The following is a 19,336-nucleotide window of genomic DNA, read 5'->3' on the forward strand; positions in this document are numbered from 1 at the left end:
CTACCGCAGGTAGGCGACCCGCCAGACGGCAAGCGCGCAGGCGGCCAGCGCGACCAGGGTGTAGACCACGATCGCCTTCCAGCCGGCCCGCTTCCCGGAGCCCCGGCGCGGCAGCCCCGGCCACTTGTAGCCGGCGTGCCGGGCGGCCATCGCGCCCCAGCCGACGGAGGCGGCGGTGAGCAGCAGCCCGAGCATGCCGACCATGGTGGCGCGGGCCCCGGCCGAGCCGAAGGCGAGCGGGAAGGCGAACATCAGCGAGCCGAGGGTGCCCAGCAGGGCGATCGGCAGGGTCTGCCACCAGCGCAGCCGGCGCCGCGGCCGGATCTCCCGCTCGTGCACGGCGCCGCTTGGCGGGGTGCGGGTGTCCAGGGCGGGCAGCGCGACCGGGTACGAGGTCGGCGCCTCCAGGCCGGTCAGCACCGGGAGGTCGCCCATCGTCGACTCGTCGAACTCCTCGGCCGGGGCGGTGACGCTCCCGCTCTGACCGGATTCGGGGCCGGTACCCGTCGACACGCGGCCTCCCCTGACAGTTCGACACGAGCGCACTCGCGGCCGGGCACGGCCGACCCGTTCGGCCGACCCCTATGGCATCGATGATGGCATGTCCAGAAGGGCGTTCAGGGCCTGACCGGGGTCGACGGGTGATCCGTGGCCATCACGTGATCGGGCCGTGACCGCCGGTTCGTCCTGCACGGTCACCTGCGCGCGCAGGTGCACCGCCGAATTGGCCGGAACCCGTTCTACGCGGCCGGAACCGCCTGACGCCCGATCAGTTCGAGGGACCGTTCCAGCAGCTCGACGGGGTCGGTGCCGGCCGGTCGGGACAGCCAGTGGATCCGGTCGTCCCGGCGGAACCACGACTCCTGACGGCGGGCGAACCGCTTGGTGGCCCGGACGGTCTCGGCCCGCGCCTCGTCCTCGGTGCACTCGCCGGCGAAGTGGTCGAGCACCTGCTGGTAGCCGAGCGCGCGAGAGGCGGTCCGCCCCTCGCGCAGCCCGGCCTTCTCCAGCTCCCGGACCTCCTCCGGCAGTCCGGCCTCCCACATCCGGTCGACCCGCACCGTGATCCGCTCGTCCAGCTCGGGGCGCGGCACGGCGACGCCGATCTGCACCGCCTCGTACACGGCGGTGTTGGTCGGCAGGTTGGCGGTGAACGGCTGCCCAGTGATCTCGATGACCTCCAGCGCGCGGACGATCCGCCGCCCGTTGCTCGCCAGGATCGCCTCGGCGGCCGCCGGGTCCAGCCCGGCCAGCCGCCGGTGCAGCGCGGACGGGCCGGCCTGCTCCAGTTCGGCCTCCAGCCGCGCCCGCACCGCCGGGTCGGTGCCGGGGAACTCCATCTCGTCGATCGCCGCCCGGACGTACAGCCCGGAGCCGCCGACCAGGACGGGCGTGCGACCGGCGGCCAGCAGCCGGTCGATCTCGGCCCGGGCCAGCCGCTGGTACTCGGCCACACTGGCGGCCTCGGTGACGTCCCAGACGTCCAGCAGGTGGTGCGGCACTCCGCCGCGCTCGGCCACGGTGAGCTTGGCGGTGCCGATGTCCATGCCCCGGTACAGCTGCATCGAGTCGGTGTTGATCACCTCGCCGTCGAGGCTGCGGGCGAGGGCGACGGCCAGGTCGGACTTGCCGGCGGCGGTCGCACCGACGACGCAGACCACACGGGGAGGGGCGACACGCGGGGTAAGGGAGCTGCTCACCGCTCCAGTCTCGCAAAACCGCCGCCGCATCGGAGACCGGGCTGCCGCCCGCCCGCCCCTGCGCGACGATATGACTGTCTCCGCAACCGCCTCCGGCCGCTTCCCCGGCCGGATCCCGGTCCGCGAACGCTTCACCGGCCCGGGACGTTGTACGGGCACGGGGCTGGACGGACGATAGGGAAGGGTGAGACCGCCATGGGTCTGATGGACAACCTCAAGGGCAAGGCCGAGGAACTCAAGGAGAAGGCCAGCGAACTGGCCGGCAAGCACAGCGACCAGATCGACACCATCGTCGACAAGGCCGGCGGCGCGATCGACAAGGCGACCAAGGGCAAGTACAGCGACCGGATCGAGCACGGCGCCGGCAAGGCCAAGCACGCGGTCGACGACTTCGCCCACAAGCCGAAGCCGGACGACGAGGGCCCGGCGGGCGGCAACGGCCCGACCCCGCATCCGTAGCCGTCCCCGAGCCGGATCCGGCGGTCCCCGGAGTCAGGTGCCGGCCGCCGGCAGCCCGGACTCAGGAGTCAGGACCAGGACGCCACGAAGTACCCGACCCCGTACGGCGCGTCCTGGTAGCCCAGCCGCCCGGCCAGGCCGGCGCCCGCCGCGGCGCCGGCCAGCACCTGCCAGGGCGCCCGACCCTCGGCCTTGAGCTCGGCGGCCAGGCCCGGGTCCAGCGCGGCGAGGGCGGGCAGGTCGGCCGCGCCCAGGGCGGCGGCCAGCGCCGCGTCGAAGCCGTCGGCCCGCTCGTCCAGGTAGCCGGGCGCCTTCACCGTGCGGCAGGCGCTGCCGTCGCCGAGCACCAGCAGGGCGACCCGGTCGGCGAGGCCGGCCAGGCCCTGGCCGAGGCCGAGCATCCGGTCGGCCGGGGCGTCGGCGGGCACGGCGCAGGCGTGTGTCGGCAGGGTCACGCCGGCGCGCTCCAGCAGCCAGGCGCCGACGGTCAGCGAGGGCGCCAGCTCCGGCCCGTCGACCCGGTCGCCGGGCAGCTTGACGACGAGCGGCACCCCGTAGCGCTGGAAGGAGCCGGCCCCGCCCTCGGTCCACACCTCGGCCTGCGGCCCGGTGCCGACCACCACGACCAGCTGCGGCCCGGCCGCGACCAGCGCCGCCAGCGCCTCGTCGCAGGCGGCGCGCAGCGCGTCCAGCTCGGCGGCGGCTCCGGCGGCGACCTCGGGGACGAGCAGCGGCGGACAGGGGCACACGGCGGCGGCTACCAGCATGTGGATCACTCTAGCCCGGAAGACGGGCGGCCCGGCCGGAGCCGAAGCTCCCGCCGGGCCGCCCGGAACGCGTGCGCGTCAGTCCCCGCAGCAGGCGCCGCCCGCAGGCGCGGTCAGCGGCAGAGCGGCCGGGGCGCCGACGGACGGCAGGCCCAGCATGACGCCGGTCGAGGCAGCGGCGGGCTTGGCCTGGCGCCGTTCCCAGGCGTCGCCGGCCCGGGTGCGGCGCACCGAGAGCGCCGGGCCCTCGGCGAGCAGGTGGTGCGGGGCGGCGTAGGTGATCTCGACGGTCACCATGTCGCCGGGGCGCACCGGCTCGTCCGGCTTGCCGCTGTGCTCGTCGTCCGACCCTCGAAGGCTCGGGTTGAAGTGCACCAGCCGGTTGTCGGGGGCGCGCCCGGAGAGACGCCGGGTCCGGTCGTCCTTCTTGCCCTCGCCCTCGGCTACCAGGACCTCCAGGGTCCGGCCGACCTGCTTCTTGTTCTCCTCCCAGGAGATCTCCTCCTGGAGGGCGATCAGCCGGTCGTAGCGGGCCTGGACGACCTCCTTCGGCACCTGGTCGGCCATCTCGGCCGCCGGGGTGCCGGGGCGCTTGGAGTACTGGAAGGTGAAGGCGTTGGTGAAGCGGGCCTCGCGGACGACGTGCATCGTCTCCTCGAAGTCCTCCTCGGTCTCGCCGGGGAAGCCCACGATGATGTCGGTGGAGATCGCCGCGTCCGGCATCGCCTCGCGGACCGACCTGATGATCCCGAGGAAGCGTTCCTGCCGGTAGGAGCGGCGCATCGCCTTGAGCACCCGGTCGGAGCCGGACTGCAGCGGCATGTGCAGCTGGTGCATCACGGCCGGGGTCTCGGCCATCGCGGCGATCACGTCGTCGGTGAAGTCGCGCGGGTGCGGCGAGGTGAAGCGGATCCGCTCCAGGCCGTCGACCTGGCCGGCGGCGCGCAGCAGCTTGGAGAAGGCCTCGCGGTCGCCCAGGTCGGAGCCGTAGGCGTTGACGTTCTGGCCGAGCAGGGTCACCTCGATGACGCCCTCGTCCACCAGCGCCTCGATCTCGGCGAGGACGTCGCCGGGGCGCCGGTCCTCCTCCTTGCCGCGCAGCGCGGGGACGATGCAGAAGGTGCAGGTGTTGTTGCAGCCGACCGAGATCGAGACCCAGGCGGCGTACGCGGAGTCGCGGCGGGTCGGCAGGGTGGAGGGGAAGGTCTCCAGCGACTCCAGGATCTCGACCTGGGCCTTCCGCTCGATCGCGGCCCGCTCCAGCAGCGCCGGCAGGTGCCCGATGTTGTGGGTGCCGAACACCACGTCGACCCAGGGGGCGCGCTTGACGATGCTGTCGCGGTCCTTCTGGGCCAGGCAGCCGCCGACGGCGATCTGCATGCCCCGGTGGCGGCTCTTGACCGGCGCCAGCTGGCCGAGGTTGCCGTACAGCTTGTTGTCGGCGTTCTCGCGCACCGCGCAGGTGTTGAACACCACCAGGTCCGGGTCGCCCTCGGGCCCGGCCTTGACGTAGCCCGCCTCCTCCAGCAGCCCGGACAGCCGCTCGGAGTCGTGGACGTTCATCTGACAGCCGTGCGTGACGACCTTGTAGCTCTTCAATCCGCTCTCACCGCTCACCAGACCAGGGTACGGGCAGCCGCGAAGCCCTTTTCCCGTGGCTTCCACGCGCCGTTCCCCTCCCGTTCGGCCGGAGCGCCTGGCAGTATCCCTGCATGGCCCCCACCACCCCGTCCCGTCTCGGCGCCGCCGTCCGCACCGCGGCCCGCAGCCCGCTGTGGCGGGCGGTGCTGGTGGTGGTGCTGCTGGTCGCCGGCCTGGGCGGCTGGTGGCTGTCGGCGGGCCGCTCGCCCGGGTACCCGCGCGGGGAGGTCCGCTTCGCCACCGGCGTGCAGCGCGGCGTCTACGACCGGTACGGGCAGCTGCTGCAGGCGCACGTCTCGGGCACGATGCCGGGCGTGCGGCTGGCCCTGGACAACTCCGAGGGCTCGATAGACAACCTCACCCGGGTGATCACCGGCCAGGACACCTTCGCGATCGCCACCGCCGACGCGGTCGCCGACTACCAGGGCCCCGGCAGGGGCAAGCTACGGGCGATCGCCCGGCTGTACGACGACTACCTGCAGCTCATCGTCCCGGCCTCCTCGCCGGTGCGCCGCACCGCCGACCTCAAGGGCCTGCGGGTCGGCGTCGGCCTGCCGCAGTCCGGGGTGAACCTGGTGACCAAGCGGCTGCTGGCGGCGGCCGGGCTGGACCCGGACCGCGACATCGTGCCGGTCTCGGCCGGCGTCGGCGACGGCGCCGACCAGCTGCGCGCGGGCAAGCTGGACGCCTTCTTCTGGTCCGGCGGCCTGCCCACCAGCGCGCTCACCGACCTCTCCGACCACATGAGGATCCGGGTCGTGCCGCTGGGCGACCTCTCCGAAGCCCTGCACAAGGCCGAGGGCGGCGGCACCGACGCCTACCGCGCGGCCACCATGCCCAAGGGCACCTACCCGAACGCCGAGCCCAAGGACGCCGTCGCGACGATGGCCGTGCCCAACCTGCTGATCACCCGGGACGACGCGGACCCGGGCCTGGTCGAGGGCATGACCCGCGCGGTGATCGACAGCCGCGACCAGATCGGCGCCCAGGTGCACGCCGCCCAGCTGGTCGACCTGCGCACCGCCGTCTACACCGACCCGCTCCCGCTGCACACGGGCGCGGCCCGCTACTACCGCTCGGTGAAGCCGTAGGGCTCGGTGGAGCCGTAGGGGCCGTCCCCGCCACTCCTCCGCCCGCGGCACCGCCGGTTCTGCCCCGCCTCGCTGTCAGCTCTCCGCACGCGGCACCGCCAGCGTCACCGCGAGGCCGGTCGGCCTGACCGGCGCGAAGCCGAGCGAGCCGCCGCCGGCCGCCAGCAGGGTGCGGGCGATGGACAGGCCCAGCCCGGAGCCGTCCACGTTCTGGTGCCGCGGGCTGCGCCAGAACCGGTCGCCGGCCCGGGACAGCTCGTCCTCGGCGAGGCCGGGCCCGGCGTCGACGACGGTCACCGCGACCTCGTCCCGGCGCACCGCGACCCGCAGCCGCACCTCGCTGCCGGCCGGGCTGAACTTGAGCGCGTTGTCCACCACGGCGTCCAGGGCCGAGCCGAAGCCGATCGGGTCGGCCATGCCGACGGCCAGCACCGGGCCGTCCCAGCGCAGCCGGATGCCGCGCTGCTCGGCGACCGGCCGCCAGGCGTCCACCCGGGCGAGGGTGAGCTGGGCGAGGTCGGTGCGCTCCGGCTCGGGGCGGGCGTGCTCGGCGGTGGCCAGTCCGAGCAGGTCGTCCAGCACCCGGGCCAGCCGGGTGCCCTCCTCCCGGACGCCGCTGAGCTCCTCCTCGTGCCCCTCGGGCAGCTCCAGGCCGAGCAGCTCGACCCGCAGCAGCAGCGCGGAGAGGGGGTTGCGCAGCTGGTGCGAGGCGTCCGCGACGAAGGCCTTCTGCTGGTCCATCGCGAGCACCACGTGGTCCGCCATCTCGTTGAACGAGCGTGCCAGCCGCTGCAGTTCGGGCGGTCCGCCGCCGGGGGCGACCCGGGCGGCCATCCGGCCGGTGGCTATGTCGTGGGTGGCCCGGTCCAGGGTGCGCACCGGGCGCAGCACCCACTCGGTCAGCCGGACGGCCAGCAGTACGGCGACGATCATCGCGGCGGCCTCGCCCGCGACGAGCACCAGCCACTTGTGCAGCACCCGGGTGCGCAGCGCCCCGGTGGGGGACTCGCTGAGCACCACCGCGACCACGTCGCCGTCGCGCACCACGGGGGCGGCGACGGTGATCGTCCGGTCCGGCGTCCACGGCCAGACCTGCGGCGGGTTGTGGCTGCGCCGCCCGTCCAGCGCCTCCTGGAAGGCCTGGGCGCCCCAGCCGCCGGTGGCCACCCGCCAGTCGGCGGGCGCGGCGGCGATCGGCAGGCCGTCGCGCTGGAAGATGCCCAGGCGCACGCCGTACAGGTCGTGGTAGCGGCGGACTTCCGCGTCGATCGCGTGCTGCCGGCTGAGGTCCCCGGGGGCGGGTTCCGGGTCGCCCTTGCGGGCGGAGTCGGCGGCGCCGGAGGTGGGCAGGTCCTGGGCGAAGCGGGCGGCGTCGTCGAGCCGGTCGACGACCACCCTGCTCTGCTCGGCGGCCGCGACCGCCGCCGCGAGCGGCAGCCCGAGGGCGGCCAGGACGCAGAGCATGAGGGCGATCAAGATGCCGAGCAGGCGGGTGCGCACGTGCGGTCAGTGCTCCGCGGGGGCGTTCGGGGCCGGGTCCGCCGCGGCGGGCGCCGGGCACTCGGGGATCAGGCGGTAGCCGACGCCGCGGACGGCCTCGACCAGGCCGGGCAGCGCGAGCTTGTTGCGCAGCGAGCCGATGTGCACCTCCAGGGTGCGCCCGTTGCCCTCCCAGCCGCTGCGCCAGACCTCGCTGAAGATCTGCTCGCGCCGGTAGACCACGCCCGGGCTCTGGGCGAGCAGGGCGAGCAGGTCGAACTCCTTGCGGGTGAGCGGCACGTCGCGGCCGTTCACGCTGACCCGGCGGCGTTCCCGGTCGATCAGGATGCCGCGGGACTCCAGCGGGCCGCGCTGCTGCGGTACGGCGTCGGGCGCGGGCGCGGGCGCCGAGGAGGGGGCGGCGCCGCGGCGGGCCACGGCGTGGATGCGGGCGAGCAGTTCGCCCATGTCGTACGGCTTGGTGACGTAGTCGTCGGCGCCGAGGTTGAGGCCGTGGATCCGGGAGCGGACGTCGGCGCGGGCGGTGACCATGATCACCGGCACGCCGCTGCCGGCCCTGATCCGGCTGCACACCTCGAAGCCGTCGCGGTCGGGCAGTCCGAGGTCGAGCAGCACCACCCGGTACGGCTCGTTGCCGTCCGGCACGAGGGCGTCCAGCGCCTCGTGCCCGCTGCGGGCGTGCCGGACCTGGAAGCCGTGCCGGCCCAGTACCGCGACCAGCGCGGCGGCCACGCGTTCGTCGTCCTCGACGAGCAGAAGTCGCATCCTGTTCTCCTCCTTCCCCCACGTGATCACTGGTGATCACTGATGATCACCGGCCCGAACGGTCTGGTCCCGTTCCTGCGCAGTATGGGCCAGTGTGCGGCCCGACGCCAGGCTGGACCGCGCACCGGGCTCGTGGGGGACGTTCGGCACCGGCGCGGATTCCCGCTGTGACATGCCCCGTCGGCGCCCATGCGAACAGCCCGCGCCCGTCGTGTGGCCGTTTCGTGATCCTCAAGTTCCGCTCAGATCGGCTGACGGCACCCGCTCACGGCTCCTATGGTCGGCCCACCGGGGGCTGCGGCTCCGCCGGTCGCGGCTCCCGGATTCGTACCACCATTGCTTGCCAAGGGAGTTGGGACTTCTCCGGTAGGCGCGATCCAACACAGAGGGAGCAGGCGCGATGACCGAGAGCCCCATCGAGGACTCCACCCCCGCAGCCGCCCCGCTGGTCGTGCTGGGCAACGTCAACAAGCACTACGGCGCGCTGCACGTGCTGCAGGACATCGACCTCAGGATCGCCCAGGGCGAGGTGGTCGTGGTGATCGGCCCCTCCGGCTCGGGCAAGTCCACGCTCTGCCGCACGATCAACCGGCTGGAGTCGATCGACTCCGGCACGATCACCATCGACGGCCGGCCGCTGCCCGCCGAGGGCAAGGAACTGGCCCGGCTGCGCGCCGAGGTCGGCATGGTGTTCCAGAGCTTCAACCTGTTCGCGCACAAGACCGTGCTGGAGAACGTGGTCATCGGCCAGGTGAAGGTGCGCAAGGTGCCCCGCCCGCAGGCCGAGAAGACCGCCCGCGAACTGCTGGAGCGCGTCGGGGTCGGCGCCCAGGCGAACAAGTACCCGGCCCAGCTCTCCGGCGGGCAGCAGCAGCGCGTGGCGATCGCCCGGGCGCTGGCGATGAAGCCCAAGGTGATGCTCTTCGACGAGCCCACCTCGGCGCTCGACCCGGAGATGGTCAACGAGGTGCTGGAGGTCATGCGCCAACTGGCCGCGGACGGCATGACGATGGTCGTGGTCACCCACGAGATGGGCTTCGCCCGCTCCGCCGCCAACCGCGTGCTGTTCATGGCCGACGGCAGGATCGTCGAGCAGAACACCCCCGACGCCTTCTTCACCGCGCCGCGTTCGGACCGCGCCAAGGACTTCCTCTCGAAGATCCTGCACCACTGACGCTTCGAGACCACGCGGGCCGTCTCCGGCAACGGTGCCGACCGGCCCTGCCCGTGCACGACTTCCAGACGCCAGAGCCCGGTTGACGCCGCGGCCCAGCCCCAGGAGAACAGCCCTCATGAGGACTTCCCGCACCCTCGCCGTCGTGCTCTGTGCCGTCGCGCTCACCGCCACCGCCGCCTGCGGCAAGGACGGCACCCCCGGCGCCGCCGCGACCTCCGGCAACGCCCCCAAGCTCCCGGCCTACACCGTCAAGGCCGACGCCAAGATCGACTCCTCGATCATCACCGAGGCCAGGAAGCGCGGCCAGCTGATCATCGGCGCCAAGGCCGACCAGCCGAACCTGGGCTGGGAGGACGTCGCCACCGGCGACCGCAGCGGCTTCGACATCGAGGTCGCCAAGATGATCGCCGCCGACCTCGGCTTCACCCCGCAGCAGATCAAGTGGCAGACCCTGGTCTCCTCGCAGCGCGAGCCGGCCATCGCCAAGGGCCAGATCGACTTCTACGTCGGCACCTACAGCATCAACGACGAGCGCAAGAAGTCCGTCTCCTTCGCCGGCCCGTACTACATCGCCGGCCAGGACCTGCTGGTGAAGCAGGACAACACCTCGATCACCGGCCCGGAGAGCGTGGGCGGCAAGAACGTCTGCACCGCCACCGGCTCGACCTCGATCAAGAACATCCAGCAGTACAACCCGAAGATCACGCAGTTCGACACCTACTCGGCCTGCGTCGAGAAGCTCATCTCCGGCGAGGTCGACGCCGTCACCACCGACGACGCCATCCTCAAGGGCTACGCCTCCAAGTACGCCGGCAAGCTCAAGGTCGTCGGCAAGCCCTTCACCAAGGAGAACTACGGCGTCGGCCTCAGCAAGGACGACTCCGTCCTGCGCAACGCCATCAGCGACGCCCTGAAGGCCCACGAGGACAACGGCGACTGGAAGAAGGCCTACGACGCCACCCTGGGCGCCTCCGGCTCCCCCGCGCCCGACGTCCCGGCCCTCGACCGCTACTGATCCGCCCGCCGCACGACACCCCTGAACGTTATTGAGAGGAGGGCCGCCGAATGGGGTTCCTGTTCGAGGACGACAACTTCGCGTTGTTCCGCGACGGCTTCCTGCAGACGATCGAGCTGAGCGCGCTCAGCGCTCTGCTCGCCCTGCTGCTGGGCACCCTGCTGGCGGCCTTCCGGGTCTCCCCGGTGCCGGTCCTGCGCGCCTTCGGCACCACCTGGGTGACGCTCTTCCGCAACACCCCGCTGACCCTGCTGTTCTTCGCCGTCACCTTCGGCCTGCCGCCGCTCGGCGTGCACTTCAGCCACCTGGTCTTCGCGGTGCTGGCGCTCGGCGCGTACACCGCCTCGTTCGTCTGCGAGGTGATCCGCTCCGGCATCAACACCGTGCCGCTCGGCCAGGCGGAGGCCGCCCGCAGCCTCGGCATGACCTTCGGCCAGACCCTCACCCTGGTCATCCTGCCGCAGGCCGCCCGCACCGTCCTGGCCCCGATGAGCAGCGTGTTCATCGCCCTGCCGAGGAACTCGGCGATCGCCGGCGCGTTCAGCGTCGCCGAGCTGTACAGCTCCCAGCAGACCTTCTCCGAGCGCGGCTACCCGATCTTCGCGATCTTCTTCTGGGTGGCCTGCGCCTACCTGCTGATCAGCGCGACGGTCGCCACGTTCTTCCGCTTCCTGGAATCCCGACTGGCGGTGGCCCGATGAGCGAGCGCACGAGCCTGTTCAAGCGCCCTGCGGCAGCCGGCGTCCTCTACGACACCCCCGGCCCGAAGGCCCGCGCCCGGTACCGGCTGTTCGGCGTCCTCTCCCTGCTCGGCGTCGCCGGACTGCTCTGGTACGTCTTCACCGCGCTCGCCGACAACGGCCAGTTCGACGCGCGGATGTGGGACGCGTTCCAGTACACCGCCGTCCAGCAGATGATCGTGGACGGCCTGGTCTCCACCCTCAAGGCCTTCGGCCTGGCGGCCGTGTTCTCGCTCGCGCTGGGCGCGCTGCTCGCCGCCGGCCAGCTCTCCGACCACCGGCCGGTCCGCTGGCTCTGCGCCGCCGTCGTCCAGTTCTTCCGGGCGATGCCGCTGCTGATCCTGATCGTCGCGCTCTACTACTCCTTCTTCGCCAAGAACCCGATGTGGGCGCTGGTGCTCGGCCTCACCCTCTACAACGGCGCGGTCCAGGCCGAGATCATCCGCAGCGGCGTCAACGCCGTCCCGCGCGGCCAGGGCGAGGCGGCGTACGCCCTGGGGATGCGCAAGACCCAGGTCATGTCCGGCATTCTGGTGCCGCAGGCCGTCCGCTCGATGCTCCCGTCGATGATCGGCCAGCTGGTCGTCACCCTCAAGGACACCTCGCTCGGCTACATCATCACCTACAACGAGCTGCTGTTCATGGGCAAGAAGATCGCCAGCCAGCCGATCAACGACGCCGGCTTCCCCTACATCCCCGTGGTGATCGTGATCGGCCCGATCTACATCGCCATGTGCCTGCTGCTGACCGCGCTCGCGCGATGGATCGAAGCACGCGGCCGTCGCGGCGCGAACCGGCGCACTTCAGCTGCTGCTTGACGGACACGCAGGCGAACTGTTGCATTGCTCTTCGTGACACCTCCCGGGAGCATCCACGCGGCATATGCGGCAGCGGTAACTGACGCCGGCCGATCGGCCGGCTCGTGCCCGGAGGTCCCCTCATGGACCCGGTGATCGTGGTCGGGGCCGGACCGGTCGGTCTGGCCCTGGCCCTCGCCCTCGCCCGGCACGAGGTGCCGACCATCGTCCTGGACGAGGGCTCCGGGCTCTGCCCCGAAGGCCCCCGCAGCCTCGTCCTCGGCGCCGACGCCACCGCCTTCCTGACCCGGATCGGATACCCGCAGGCCGTCTCGGACTCCGCCCTGTGGGAGTCCTTCGCCATCTGGCGGCGCCGCCAGGAAGTGCTGCGGATCGACCTCGCCGACTCACCCGCCTTCCACCTCCCCCAGCACCGCCTCCAGCGCGGCCTGCGCGACGCCCTGACCGGCACCCCGCTGATCAGGCTGGTCCCGCTCAGCCGGGTCGTCGAACTCGAACAGGACCGGGACGGCGTCAGCATCCGCACCACGGGCACCCAGGACGGCTCCACCACCTGGTGGCGCGGCAGCCACCTGGTCGGCTGCGACGGCGCCAGATCCGCCGTCCGCAAGCTCCTGAAGATCCGCTTCCCCGGCCGCCCCGCGGTCGACCGCAACGCCATCGCCACCGTCCGGGTCGACCTGCCCTTCGACGGCGCCCGGCTGCACCGCGAACCCCCGTGGCGCGGCGACCGCGAGGCCTCCGCCCGTCCGCTGCCGGACGGCGTCTGGCGGCTCGACTGGCGCCTGCCCCCCGGCCGCCCCGCCCCCACCGAGCCGGTCGACCCGCACGCCACCTGGCCCGGCATCGTCACCGGCGACACCCTGCTCACCCGGGTCACCGCCACCCTCACCGGCTGGTGCGGCGAACTGCCCCGCTTCGAACTGCTCGCCGCCGCCGACCACACCGCCCAGCAGCGCCTCGCCGCCCGGTTCCGGGTCGGCCGCTGCTTCCTGGCCGGCGACGCCGCCCACCTGCACGGCGCCCTCGGCATGCAGAACCTCGCGGACGGGCTGCGCGACGCCGACAACCTCGCCTGGCGGCTCGCCCTCGCCTGGCACCTCCACTCCGGCGGCCCGCAGCCCGGCGGCTCGCTGCTGGACGGCTACGAGGCCGAGCGGCGCGGCGCGGTCGGCGCCCGGCTGCGCGCCGTCGACCAGTCCATGCCGCTGCTGCGCCCACTGCGCGGCTGGCAGCAGACCCGGCGCTCGCTGCTCGTCGGCGGCTTCCGCAAGCACGCCCCGCTGCTCGCCGACGGCCAGCTCGGCACCGGCCGCTTCGGCGGCGCTCCCGCCTACCCGGCGGCACCCTCCGGCGTCCCCGGGCGGGTTCCGGTGCAGCGCGGCTCGCGCGGCGTCACCTCGCTCAGCGAGCTGCTGCCCGCCACCGCCCCCGGCGTGCTCGTCCCGGACCTGCCGGTGCTCGCCGCCGACGGCACCCCCGACCACCTGCACGCCCGCCTCGGCGCCACCTTCCTGCTGCTGCTGGTCGCACCCGGCACCGCCGTCTGGTCGTCCGAGCACTGGCTCGGCGCGGGCCTGATGCCCCGGCTCGCCGAGGTCGCGGCCGCCCTGCCGGTGCCCGCCGAGGTCCTGGTCACCGAGGACTACCCGGGCGCCGGCCCGCACACCGTCCTGCTGATCCGCCCCGACGGCCACCTCGTCGGCGTCACCCAGGGCGCCGCCGCCGAGGACCTCCTCGCCCTGGCCGACCGCGCCCGCGGCGGCCCGGCCACCCTCGACCCGGCCCCCGACCCCACCCCCGAGGCCGCAGCCGACCCCGCCGGCCGGCACGAGCCGCAGCAAGTCGACACCCCGAGCTAACGCCGCAGACCCTCCGGGCGGCTTCACGCGCGGCCCCGTCACCGGATCGGTCGTCGTGCCCTCTTCGCGGTGCTCATGCTCGCAGGGGTCAGGCAACAGTGACGACTTGACCTGATCCGCGCCAGGAGGCGTCCGGAACCGCCGCTACTCCCCCTCGGCGTCCCACAGTTCGCTCGTCTCCTCCGCCAGCACATCGCGCACCACCCGGAACGCCAGCCCCTCGGAGTACCCGCGCCGGGCCAGCATCCCGACCAGCCGCCGCATGCGGACCTGCGGATCCAGCCCCCGGGTGGACCGCAGCTTGCGCTCGACGAGCGCCCGGGCCGCGTCCGTCTCGTCGTCGTAGTCCAGCTGGGAGACAGCCTGCTCGACCAGGTCGGCGGCCACCCCCTTGGTGCGCAGCTCCTGGGCCAGCGCCCGTCGGGACAGGCCCCGGACGGCGTGTCGGGACTCCACCCAGGCCGCGGCGAAGGCCGCGTCGTCGATCAGCCCGACCTCTTCCAGCCGGGTGAGCACCTCCTCGGCGACCTCGTCCGGGATCTCCCGCTTGCGCAGGGCATCGGCGAGCTGCTTGCGGGACTTGGCGGCGCCGGTCAGCAGCCGCAGGCAGATGTCCCGGGCGTGGCTCTGAGGATCGGCCGGCTCCTCGGCCCGCTTTCGGGAGCCGCGGCCGGCCCGGTCGCTCGCGCCGGGCGGGACCTCACTGGCCAGCCCCTCGCCGTACTGCCCTTCTCCGGACAGCCCGTCAGCGGTACGCCCGCCTCGGGCACGGCCCCAGCGCGCACCGGGGCGGGGGGTCGAGGCGGCCACACCCCCGTGACCGGCCGCCTCGTCCGCGCTCCGCCCGCGCTTCGCGGGCACCGGTGCGGAAGCGGGCACACCCGCTTCCCACTCCTCGGCTGCCACGGTCGAGCGCCGCCGTCGGCGGCCGGTGGGCAGCTCGGAGGCGGAGACCAGCCCGAGCGCGTCGACCGAGGGCTCCGCCGGCCCCGGCCCGGGCGCCGCGCCGCGCACCGCCCGGGCTGGCGCCCGGTCGAACTCCGGCTCCTGGCCGGATGTCCACTGCGGGGCGGACGGGCGCTCCCGCCGCCCCCGGCGCGGCCGCGACGGCGAAGGAGGCTCCGGCGCCGGCTCCTCCGCGGCCGCGGCGAACCAGTCCGGCGGCCCGAAGTCGTCGTCCTCCGGGCCCGCCGGGCCGCCGCCCATCGTGTCGTCCTGCGTCAACGGCTCAGGCCTTGGCCGCCGCCGTCTTCTTCGCCGCAGCCGTCTTGGCGACGGTCGCGGTGATCGGCTTGGCCGCGCCGTCGTCGGCGGCTGCGGCGTCCGCCTCGCCCTCGGCCGGCTCCTCGACCTTCGGGCCGATGCCGAGCTTGCCCTTGATCTTCCGCTCGATCTCGTCGGCGAGCTGCGGGTTGTCCCGCAGGAAGTTGCGGGCGTTCTCCTTGCCCTGGCCGAGCTGGTCGCCCTCGTAGGTGTACCAGGCGCCGGACTTGCGGATGAAGCCGTGCTCGACGCCCATGTCGATCAGGCCGCCCTCGCGGCTGATGCCCACGCCGTAGAGGATGTCGAACTCGGCCTGCTTGAACGGCGCGGCGACCTTGTTCTTGACCACCTTGACGCGAGTGCGGTTGCCGACCGCCTCGGTGCCGTCCTTCAGGGTCTCGATCCGGCGAATGTCCAGGCGGACCGAGGCGTAGAACTTCAGCGCCCGGCCACCGGTCGTGGTCTCCGGCGAGCCGAACATCACACCGATCTTCTCGCGCAGCTGGTTGATGAAGATCGCGGTGGTGTTCGACTGGTTCAGCGCACCGGCGATCTTGCGCAGCGCCTGGCTCATCAGCCGGGCCTGCAGACCGACGTGCGAGTCGCCCATCTCGCCCTCGATCTCGGCGCGCGGGACGAGCGCGGCGACCGAGTCGATGATCACCAGGTCGATCGCGCCGGAGCGGATCAGCATGTCGGTGATCTCCAGCGCCTGCTCACCGGTGTCCGGCTGGCTGATCAGCAGGGCGTCGGTGTCCACGCCGAGCTTCTTGGCGTACTCCGGGTCGAGCGCGTGCTCCGCGTCGACGAAGGCGACCGTGCCGCCGGCCTTCTGGGCGTTGGCCGCCAGGTGCAGGGTCAGGGTGGTCTTGCCGGAGGACTCCGGGCCGTAGATCTCGACCACCCTGCCGCGCGGGATGCCACCGACCCCGAGGGCCACATCCAGGGCGGTGGACCCGGTGGAGATCACCTCGATGGGCTCGTTGGCCCTCTCGCCCAAGCGCATCACCGAGCCCTTGCCGAACTGCCGCTCGATCTGGGCGAGCGCCGTCTCAAGGGCCTTCTCGCGGTCCGTACCTGCCATGGCTTTTTCCCTCGGGTTCTGTGCTGTGCGCTTCATCGTCATCGACGCTAGCGCGTCCCACTGACAAACGAGTCCTACCGGGCTCGTCCTGTGGAAAACTCCTCGCCGGAGAGTACAAAGAACATCTGTTCGATTCAAGCGTCGCCCGTCCGCGCCCCGTCCGGCCCCAGGCCCCCTCCCCTCTGCCGCCCCCTCCTCAGTTCCCGTCCCCGCCGACCATCCGCCGCAGCCGCCGCGCCGCCTCCCGCCGCAGCTCCCGCCGGGCCCGCCGCTGCTCGCCCCGGTCGATCCGCGGATCGGTGGCCACCTCGTACCGCCGCACGTACGTCCCGACGAAGCCCTGCAGGGTCGCCGCCGCCGGGATCGCGATCAGCGCGCCGACCGCCCCGAGCAGTGCCGCGCCCGCGATCACCGAGCCGAAGGCCACCGCCGGGTGCACGTCCACCGTCCGCGCGGTGATCCTCGGATGCAGCAGGTAGTTCTCGACCTGCTGGTAGACCACCACGAAGACCAGCACCCAGAGCGCCTCCACCGGCTGCACGGTCAGCGCCACCAGCACTGGCAGCGCCCCGGCCAGGTACGTCCCGATGGTCGGCACGAACTGCGACATGACGCCGACCCAGACCGCCAGCGCCGCCGAGTACGGCAGGCCCAGCAGCTCGAACATCACCCAGTGCCCGGCGGCCGACGCCACCGCGAGCAGTGCCCGGGAGTAGAGGTAGCCGCCGGTCTTGGCGAGCGCGATCTCCCAGGCCCGCAGGACCTCGGCCTGCTTGGCGGGCGGCAGCAGCGAGCAGACCGTCCGGCGCACCCGCGGGCCCTCGGCGGTGAAGTAGAAGGTGAACAGTCCGACCGTGAAGGCCTGGAAGAGCCCGCCGATCACGGTGGAGGAGACACCCCAGACGTTGTCGGCGGCCTGCTGGGCGTAGTTCTCGATGGTGCCGGAGTCCTTGAGCAGCTTCTTCTGCAGCTCGCCGAGCGACAGGTCCTGGTGGAAGGTCCGGTTGATCCAGCCGATCAGGTTGTCGACCAGGTGCGGCAGGTCCCCGGCGATCTTCGCCACCTGGTCGACAAGCAGCGTGCCGAGCGCCGCGAGGAAGCCCAGCACCGCGACGCCGACCGCGACGAACACCAGGAAGGTGCCGACCCCCCGGCGCACTCCGCGCGCCGCCATCCGGTCCACGGCCGGCTCCAGGGCGAGCGAGAGGAAGAACGCCACCAGCAGCATCACGAACAGGTCGATCAGCTGCCGGAAGGCCCAGTCGGCGAGTTGGAACAGCCCGACCAGCACCAGGAACAGCACCATCGCCCGGGGCAGCCAGCGCGGCATCCCGCCACCCCACAGGACGCCGCCCCCGCCCGGCGCGTCGTGGGCCCGCTTGTCGTCGGCCCGCGTCTCGTCGGTCCGCGCACCGTCACCGTCGGCGGCCTGCGCCGCCCTGTCCGCATTCGCCTGCTCTGCGCTGCTCGCCACCCGGACAGTCTGTCCCATTCAACGGGGACGCCCTCAGTCGACTCGGCACCGGCACCAGGACCGGCTCCGGCACGGGCACCGGCACTCAGCGCAGCAGCGTCGAGACCCCCTGGGTCTCACAGACCACGCGCCAGACGTCCTTGGCCTCCCAGCCCGCCTCCAGCGCCTGCCGCACCGTCCGCCCGCCCAGCTCGGCCATCACGTGGTCGGTCGCGAACGACTCCGCGTAGGACTCGCCGAAATGCGCGTACATCCGTCGCCAGAACTCCGTCAGCCTCATGGTTCAAGTATCCCGGACGGCACACCGGCGTCCCGGAACCGCTGACGTCCCGGACGACGGCCGCTCAGTGCGGCAGCACCAGGAGCCCCGCCCCGAGGTACTGCCGGTCCCCGCAGGCGCGGGGCCCCGGCGGGCAGCCGGCCGCGGCCGTGTTCGCGAGCAGCGCCGCCAGCCCGTCCGAGTCGAGGTCCGGGTGCAGCGCCGCCGCCACCGCGACCGCGCCGGTCACGTGCGCGGCCGCCATCGACGTGCCGGCGAGCGCCGCGTACTGGCCGCCGGGCCAGTCCGAGACGACCGCGTTCTGCGACCCGCCGTCCGGGTCGCCGCCGGGGGCGGCGAGCGAGACCCGGCCGCGCCCGTAGTTGGAGTACGCGGACGGGTGGCCGTCCCGGTTGACCGCGGTGACGGTGACGACGCGGGGCAGTTCGCCGGGCAGCCTGACGCACTCGGTGCCCAGGTAGCGGGTGCTCGGCGGACCGGAGACCCGGTCGTTGGGGCTGCGTTCGTCGGTCCGGGCGGCGGTGAGGTCCTGTCCGTCGTTGCCCGCCGAGGCGACCACCACCGCGCCCTTGCGCCGGGCGTAGCCGGCGGCCCGGTCGACGGCGGCGATCAGCGCGGCCTGGTCCCGGTCCTCGGGGCAGTTGTACTTCCACGGGTCGGCGAAGTAGCTGTTGTTGACGGCTTTGGCGCCGTGGTCGGCCGCCCAGATCAAGCCGCAGACGATGTTCTCGGCGTAGTACTGCCCGAGCGGGCCGAGCAGCCGGACGGCGGCGATCCGCACGCCCGGCGCGACTCCGGTGACGCCGCGGCCGTCCCGGGCGGCGCCGATGATCCCGGCGACGTGGGTGCCGTGGCCGCTCTCGCCCACTCCGGGGTCGGGCCGCCAGGCGCCGGTCCGGGCGTCGGGCCGGCCGTCGGCACAGGAGGCGGAGGCTTTCGGGTCGACGGCGCTGCGCAGGTCGGGGTGGGTGTCGTCCACCCCGGAGTCCAGCACCGCGACCAGCACCCTGTGCAGTGCCTCGGGGCCCGGTACGGCGCCCGCGGGGGCGCCCGCGGGGCTGCTCGCGGTGCTGCTCGCGGGCGCGCCGGTCGGTGCCGGGGAGGCGTCGCCGGCCCGGGCCGCGGTGGCGCCGAGCATGGCGAGGTTCCAGGCGCCGCCCTCGGCCGGGTCGGGCACGGTGGAGGTCTCGCCGTCCGCTCGGTCGCCGTCCGCCCGGTCGGTGCCGGCGCTGTCCGCGCCGGCGGCCGCGGGCCCGCTGCGCGGCGCGCCCGCCGTGAAGTCCCCGGCTCCCTCCACCACGCGGGGCGGCGCCACGACCGGCGCGGTCCGGGTCGCGCCGGCGGCGGCGATGCCGGGCCGGGCCCGCACCTTGTCGGCGAATCCTCCGGTGGCGTAGGCGAGGACGGCCCCGATCTGCGGGTACTCCTGCACCACGTGTCCGCCCGCGGCCCGGCTCACGGCCGCGGCCCGGTCCGCGCCGGAGGCGTCCTCCCGCTCGGCGAGCACCAGGTAGCTGAGGTAGGCGCGCCCGGGCCCGGAGACGTAGGGGACGGCGCCGCCCACGACGAGGGCCGTGAGCAGCATCGCGAGCAGTGCCCGGGCGGGGCCGCGGACGCGGCGGCGCCGGGCGGCGCGGGCGGCCCTGCGCGACGGGTCCTGCGCCATCGCACGGCCTCCGCTCGTCGGTCCGGTGGTTCAC

At 73.5% G+C, this 19,336-nt stretch carries 18 protein-coding genes; 7 read left to right on the top strand and 11 right to left on the bottom strand.

Features of this window, described 5'->3' with window-relative positions; translation table 11 throughout:
- Together AC0B61_RS27285 and miaA are read right to left on the bottom strand one after the other, a co-directional pair.
- The gene (locus AC0B61_RS27285; protein ID WP_471743537.1) at window positions 1-513 is read right to left on the bottom strand and encodes a hypothetical protein; all 513 of its coding nucleotides are present in this window, start codon (window positions 511-513) and stop codon (window positions 1-3) included.
- A gap of 227 nt (window positions 514-740) precedes the next feature.
- Window positions 741-1,700 carry a tRNA (adenosine(37)-N6)-dimethylallyltransferase MiaA gene (miaA, locus tag AC0B61_RS27290; protein ID WP_471743538.1) on the bottom strand — a complete coding sequence of 320 codons (960 nt, stop codon included), beginning with the start codon at window positions 1,698-1,700 and terminating at the stop codon, window positions 741-743.
- Between the two features lie 195 nt (window positions 1,701-1,895).
- On the opposite strand from miaA, the gene AC0B61_RS27295 reads away from it, so the two are divergent.
- Complete coding sequence (locus tag AC0B61_RS27295) at window positions 1,896-2,159, top strand: antitoxin (RefSeq protein ID WP_471743540.1); 264 nt, start codon at window positions 1,896-1,898, stop codon at window positions 2,157-2,159.
- 68 nt (window positions 2,160-2,227) lie between these two features.
- Here the strand turns inward: AC0B61_RS27295 and AC0B61_RS27300 are convergent, their stop codons facing one another.
- The gene (locus AC0B61_RS27300) at window positions 2,228-2,926 is read right to left on the bottom strand and encodes a class III extradiol ring-cleavage dioxygenase family protein (protein WP_471743542.1); all 699 of its coding nucleotides are present in this window, start codon (window positions 2,924-2,926) and stop codon (window positions 2,228-2,230) included.
- A gap of 78 nt (window positions 2,927-3,004) precedes the next feature.
- Entirely contained in the window at window positions 3,005-4,543 is a 1,539-nt protein-coding gene (gene miaB / locus AC0B61_RS27305) for a tRNA (N6-isopentenyl adenosine(37)-C2)-methylthiotransferase MiaB (protein WP_471743543.1), read from the bottom strand.
- 95 nt (window positions 4,544-4,638) lie between these two features.
- On the opposite strand from miaB, the gene AC0B61_RS27310 reads away from it, so the two are divergent.
- A complete protein-coding gene (locus AC0B61_RS27310) occupies window positions 4,639-5,658 on the top strand; it encodes a TAXI family TRAP transporter solute-binding subunit (RefSeq protein ID WP_471743545.1) in 1,020 nt (339 codons plus the stop codon).
- Between the two features lie 75 nt (window positions 5,659-5,733).
- Here the strand turns inward: AC0B61_RS27310 and AC0B61_RS27315 are convergent, their stop codons facing one another.
- Complete coding sequence (locus AC0B61_RS27315; protein WP_471743547.1) at window positions 5,734-7,158, bottom strand: sensor histidine kinase; 1,425 nt, start codon at window positions 7,156-7,158, stop codon at window positions 5,734-5,736.
- Between the two features lie 6 nt (window positions 7,159-7,164).
- Window positions 7,165-7,923, bottom strand: a complete 759-nt coding sequence (locus AC0B61_RS27320; RefSeq protein ID WP_471743549.1) for a response regulator transcription factor — start codon at window positions 7,921-7,923, stop codon at window positions 7,165-7,167.
- 400 nt (window positions 7,924-8,323) lie between these two features.
- On the opposite strand from AC0B61_RS27320, the gene AC0B61_RS27325 reads away from it, so the two are divergent.
- The 5 genes from AC0B61_RS27325 (at window position 8,324) to AC0B61_RS27345 (ending at window position 13,535) form a co-directional block, all read left to right on the top strand.
- Window positions 8,324-9,097 carry an amino acid ABC transporter ATP-binding protein gene (locus AC0B61_RS27325; protein WP_471743551.1) on the top strand — a complete coding sequence of 258 codons (774 nt, stop codon included), beginning with the start codon at window positions 8,324-8,326 and terminating at the stop codon, window positions 9,095-9,097.
- Between the two features lie 118 nt (window positions 9,098-9,215).
- Window positions 9,216-10,115 carry a glutamate ABC transporter substrate-binding protein gene (locus AC0B61_RS27330; protein WP_471743553.1) on the top strand — a complete coding sequence of 300 codons (900 nt, stop codon included), beginning with the start codon at window positions 9,216-9,218 and terminating at the stop codon, window positions 10,113-10,115.
- A gap of 50 nt (window positions 10,116-10,165) precedes the next feature.
- A complete protein-coding gene (locus AC0B61_RS27335; protein ID WP_471743555.1) occupies window positions 10,166-10,816 on the top strand; it encodes an amino acid ABC transporter permease in 651 nt (216 codons plus the stop codon).
- The gene (locus AC0B61_RS27340; protein WP_471743557.1) at window positions 10,813-11,673 is read left to right on the top strand and encodes an amino acid ABC transporter permease; all 861 of its coding nucleotides are present in this window, start codon (window positions 10,813-10,815) and stop codon (window positions 11,671-11,673) included. Before AC0B61_RS27335 ends, AC0B61_RS27340 begins: the two co-directional genes overlap by 4 nt.
- A gap of 122 nt (window positions 11,674-11,795) precedes the next feature.
- A complete protein-coding gene (locus AC0B61_RS27345) occupies window positions 11,796-13,535 on the top strand; it encodes an FAD-dependent monooxygenase (RefSeq protein WP_471743559.1) in 1,740 nt (579 codons plus the stop codon).
- A 144-nt stretch (window positions 13,536-13,679) separates the two neighbouring features.
- Here the strand turns inward: AC0B61_RS27345 and recX are convergent, their stop codons facing one another.
- The 5 genes from recX to AC0B61_RS27370 all read right to left on the bottom strand — a co-directional run bounded on the left by recX (window position 13,680) and on the right by AC0B61_RS27370 (window position 19,302).
- Window positions 13,680-14,759, bottom strand: coding sequence for a recombination regulator RecX (gene recX / locus AC0B61_RS27350; RefSeq protein ID WP_471743561.1), 1,080 nt, complete (start codon window positions 14,757-14,759; stop codon window positions 13,680-13,682).
- A 4-nt stretch (window positions 14,760-14,763) separates the two neighbouring features.
- On the bottom strand, window positions 14,764-15,882 hold the full coding sequence (recA, locus tag AC0B61_RS27355) for a recombinase RecA (RefSeq protein ID WP_471743563.1): 1,119 nt from the start codon (window positions 15,880-15,882) through the stop codon (window positions 14,764-14,766).
- Between the two features lie 196 nt (window positions 15,883-16,078).
- Window positions 16,079-17,356, bottom strand: a complete 1,278-nt coding sequence (locus tag AC0B61_RS27360) for an AI-2E family transporter (RefSeq protein ID WP_471743565.1) — start codon at window positions 17,354-17,356, stop codon at window positions 16,079-16,081.
- 85 nt (window positions 17,357-17,441) lie between these two features.
- A complete protein-coding gene (locus AC0B61_RS27365) occupies window positions 17,442-17,636 on the bottom strand; it encodes a DUF3046 domain-containing protein (RefSeq protein ID WP_471743567.1) in 195 nt (64 codons plus the stop codon).
- Between the two features lie 64 nt (window positions 17,637-17,700).
- Complete coding sequence (locus AC0B61_RS27370) at window positions 17,701-19,302, bottom strand: S8 family serine peptidase (RefSeq protein ID WP_471743569.1); 1,602 nt, start codon at window positions 19,300-19,302, stop codon at window positions 17,701-17,703.
- Window positions 19,303-19,336: the final 34 nt, after the last annotated feature.

This window comes from Kitasatospora sp. NPDC023385, from assembly GCF_055664045.1.

What these genes read in the sequence shown, in the direction of transcription:
- AC0B61_RS27335 (WP_471743555.1), top strand. Translation starts at nt 10,166, where the DNA reads ATGGGGTTCCTGTTCGAGGACGACAACTTCGCGTTGTTCCGCGACGGC.
- recA (WP_471743563.1), bottom strand. Translation starts at nt 15,882, where the DNA reads ATGGCAGGTACGGACCGCGAGAAGGCCCTTGAGACGGCGCTCGCCCAG.
- AC0B61_RS27340 (WP_471743557.1), top strand. Translation starts at nt 10,813, where the DNA reads ATGAGCGAGCGCACGAGCCTGTTCAAGCGCCCTGCGGCAGCCGGCGTC.
- AC0B61_RS27345 (WP_471743559.1), top strand. Translation starts at nt 11,796, where the DNA reads ATGGACCCGGTGATCGTGGTCGGGGCCGGACCGGTCGGTCTGGCCCTG.
- AC0B61_RS27295 (WP_471743540.1), top strand. Translation starts at nt 1,896, where the DNA reads ATGGGTCTGATGGACAACCTCAAGGGCAAGGCCGAGGAACTCAAGGAG.
- AC0B61_RS27365 (WP_471743567.1), bottom strand. Translation starts at nt 17,636, where the DNA reads ATGAGGCTGACGGAGTTCTGGCGACGGATGTACGCGCATTTCGGCGAG.
- AC0B61_RS27310 (WP_471743545.1), top strand. Translation starts at nt 4,639, where the DNA reads ATGGCCCCCACCACCCCGTCCCGTCTCGGCGCCGCCGTCCGCACCGCG.
- AC0B61_RS27300 (WP_471743542.1), bottom strand. Translation starts at nt 2,926, where the DNA reads ATGCTGGTAGCCGCCGCCGTGTGCCCCTGTCCGCCGCTGCTCGTCCCC.
- AC0B61_RS27330 (WP_471743553.1), top strand. Translation starts at nt 9,216, where the DNA reads ATGAGGACTTCCCGCACCCTCGCCGTCGTGCTCTGTGCCGTCGCGCTC.
- AC0B61_RS27325 (WP_471743551.1), top strand. Translation starts at nt 8,324, where the DNA reads ATGACCGAGAGCCCCATCGAGGACTCCACCCCCGCAGCCGCCCCGCTG.
- AC0B61_RS27370 (WP_471743569.1), bottom strand. Translation starts at nt 19,302, where the DNA reads ATGGCGCAGGACCCGTCGCGCAGGGCCGCCCGCGCCGCCCGGCGCCGC.
- AC0B61_RS27320 (WP_471743549.1), bottom strand. Translation starts at nt 7,923, where the DNA reads ATGCGACTTCTGCTCGTCGAGGACGACGAACGCGTGGCCGCCGCGCTG.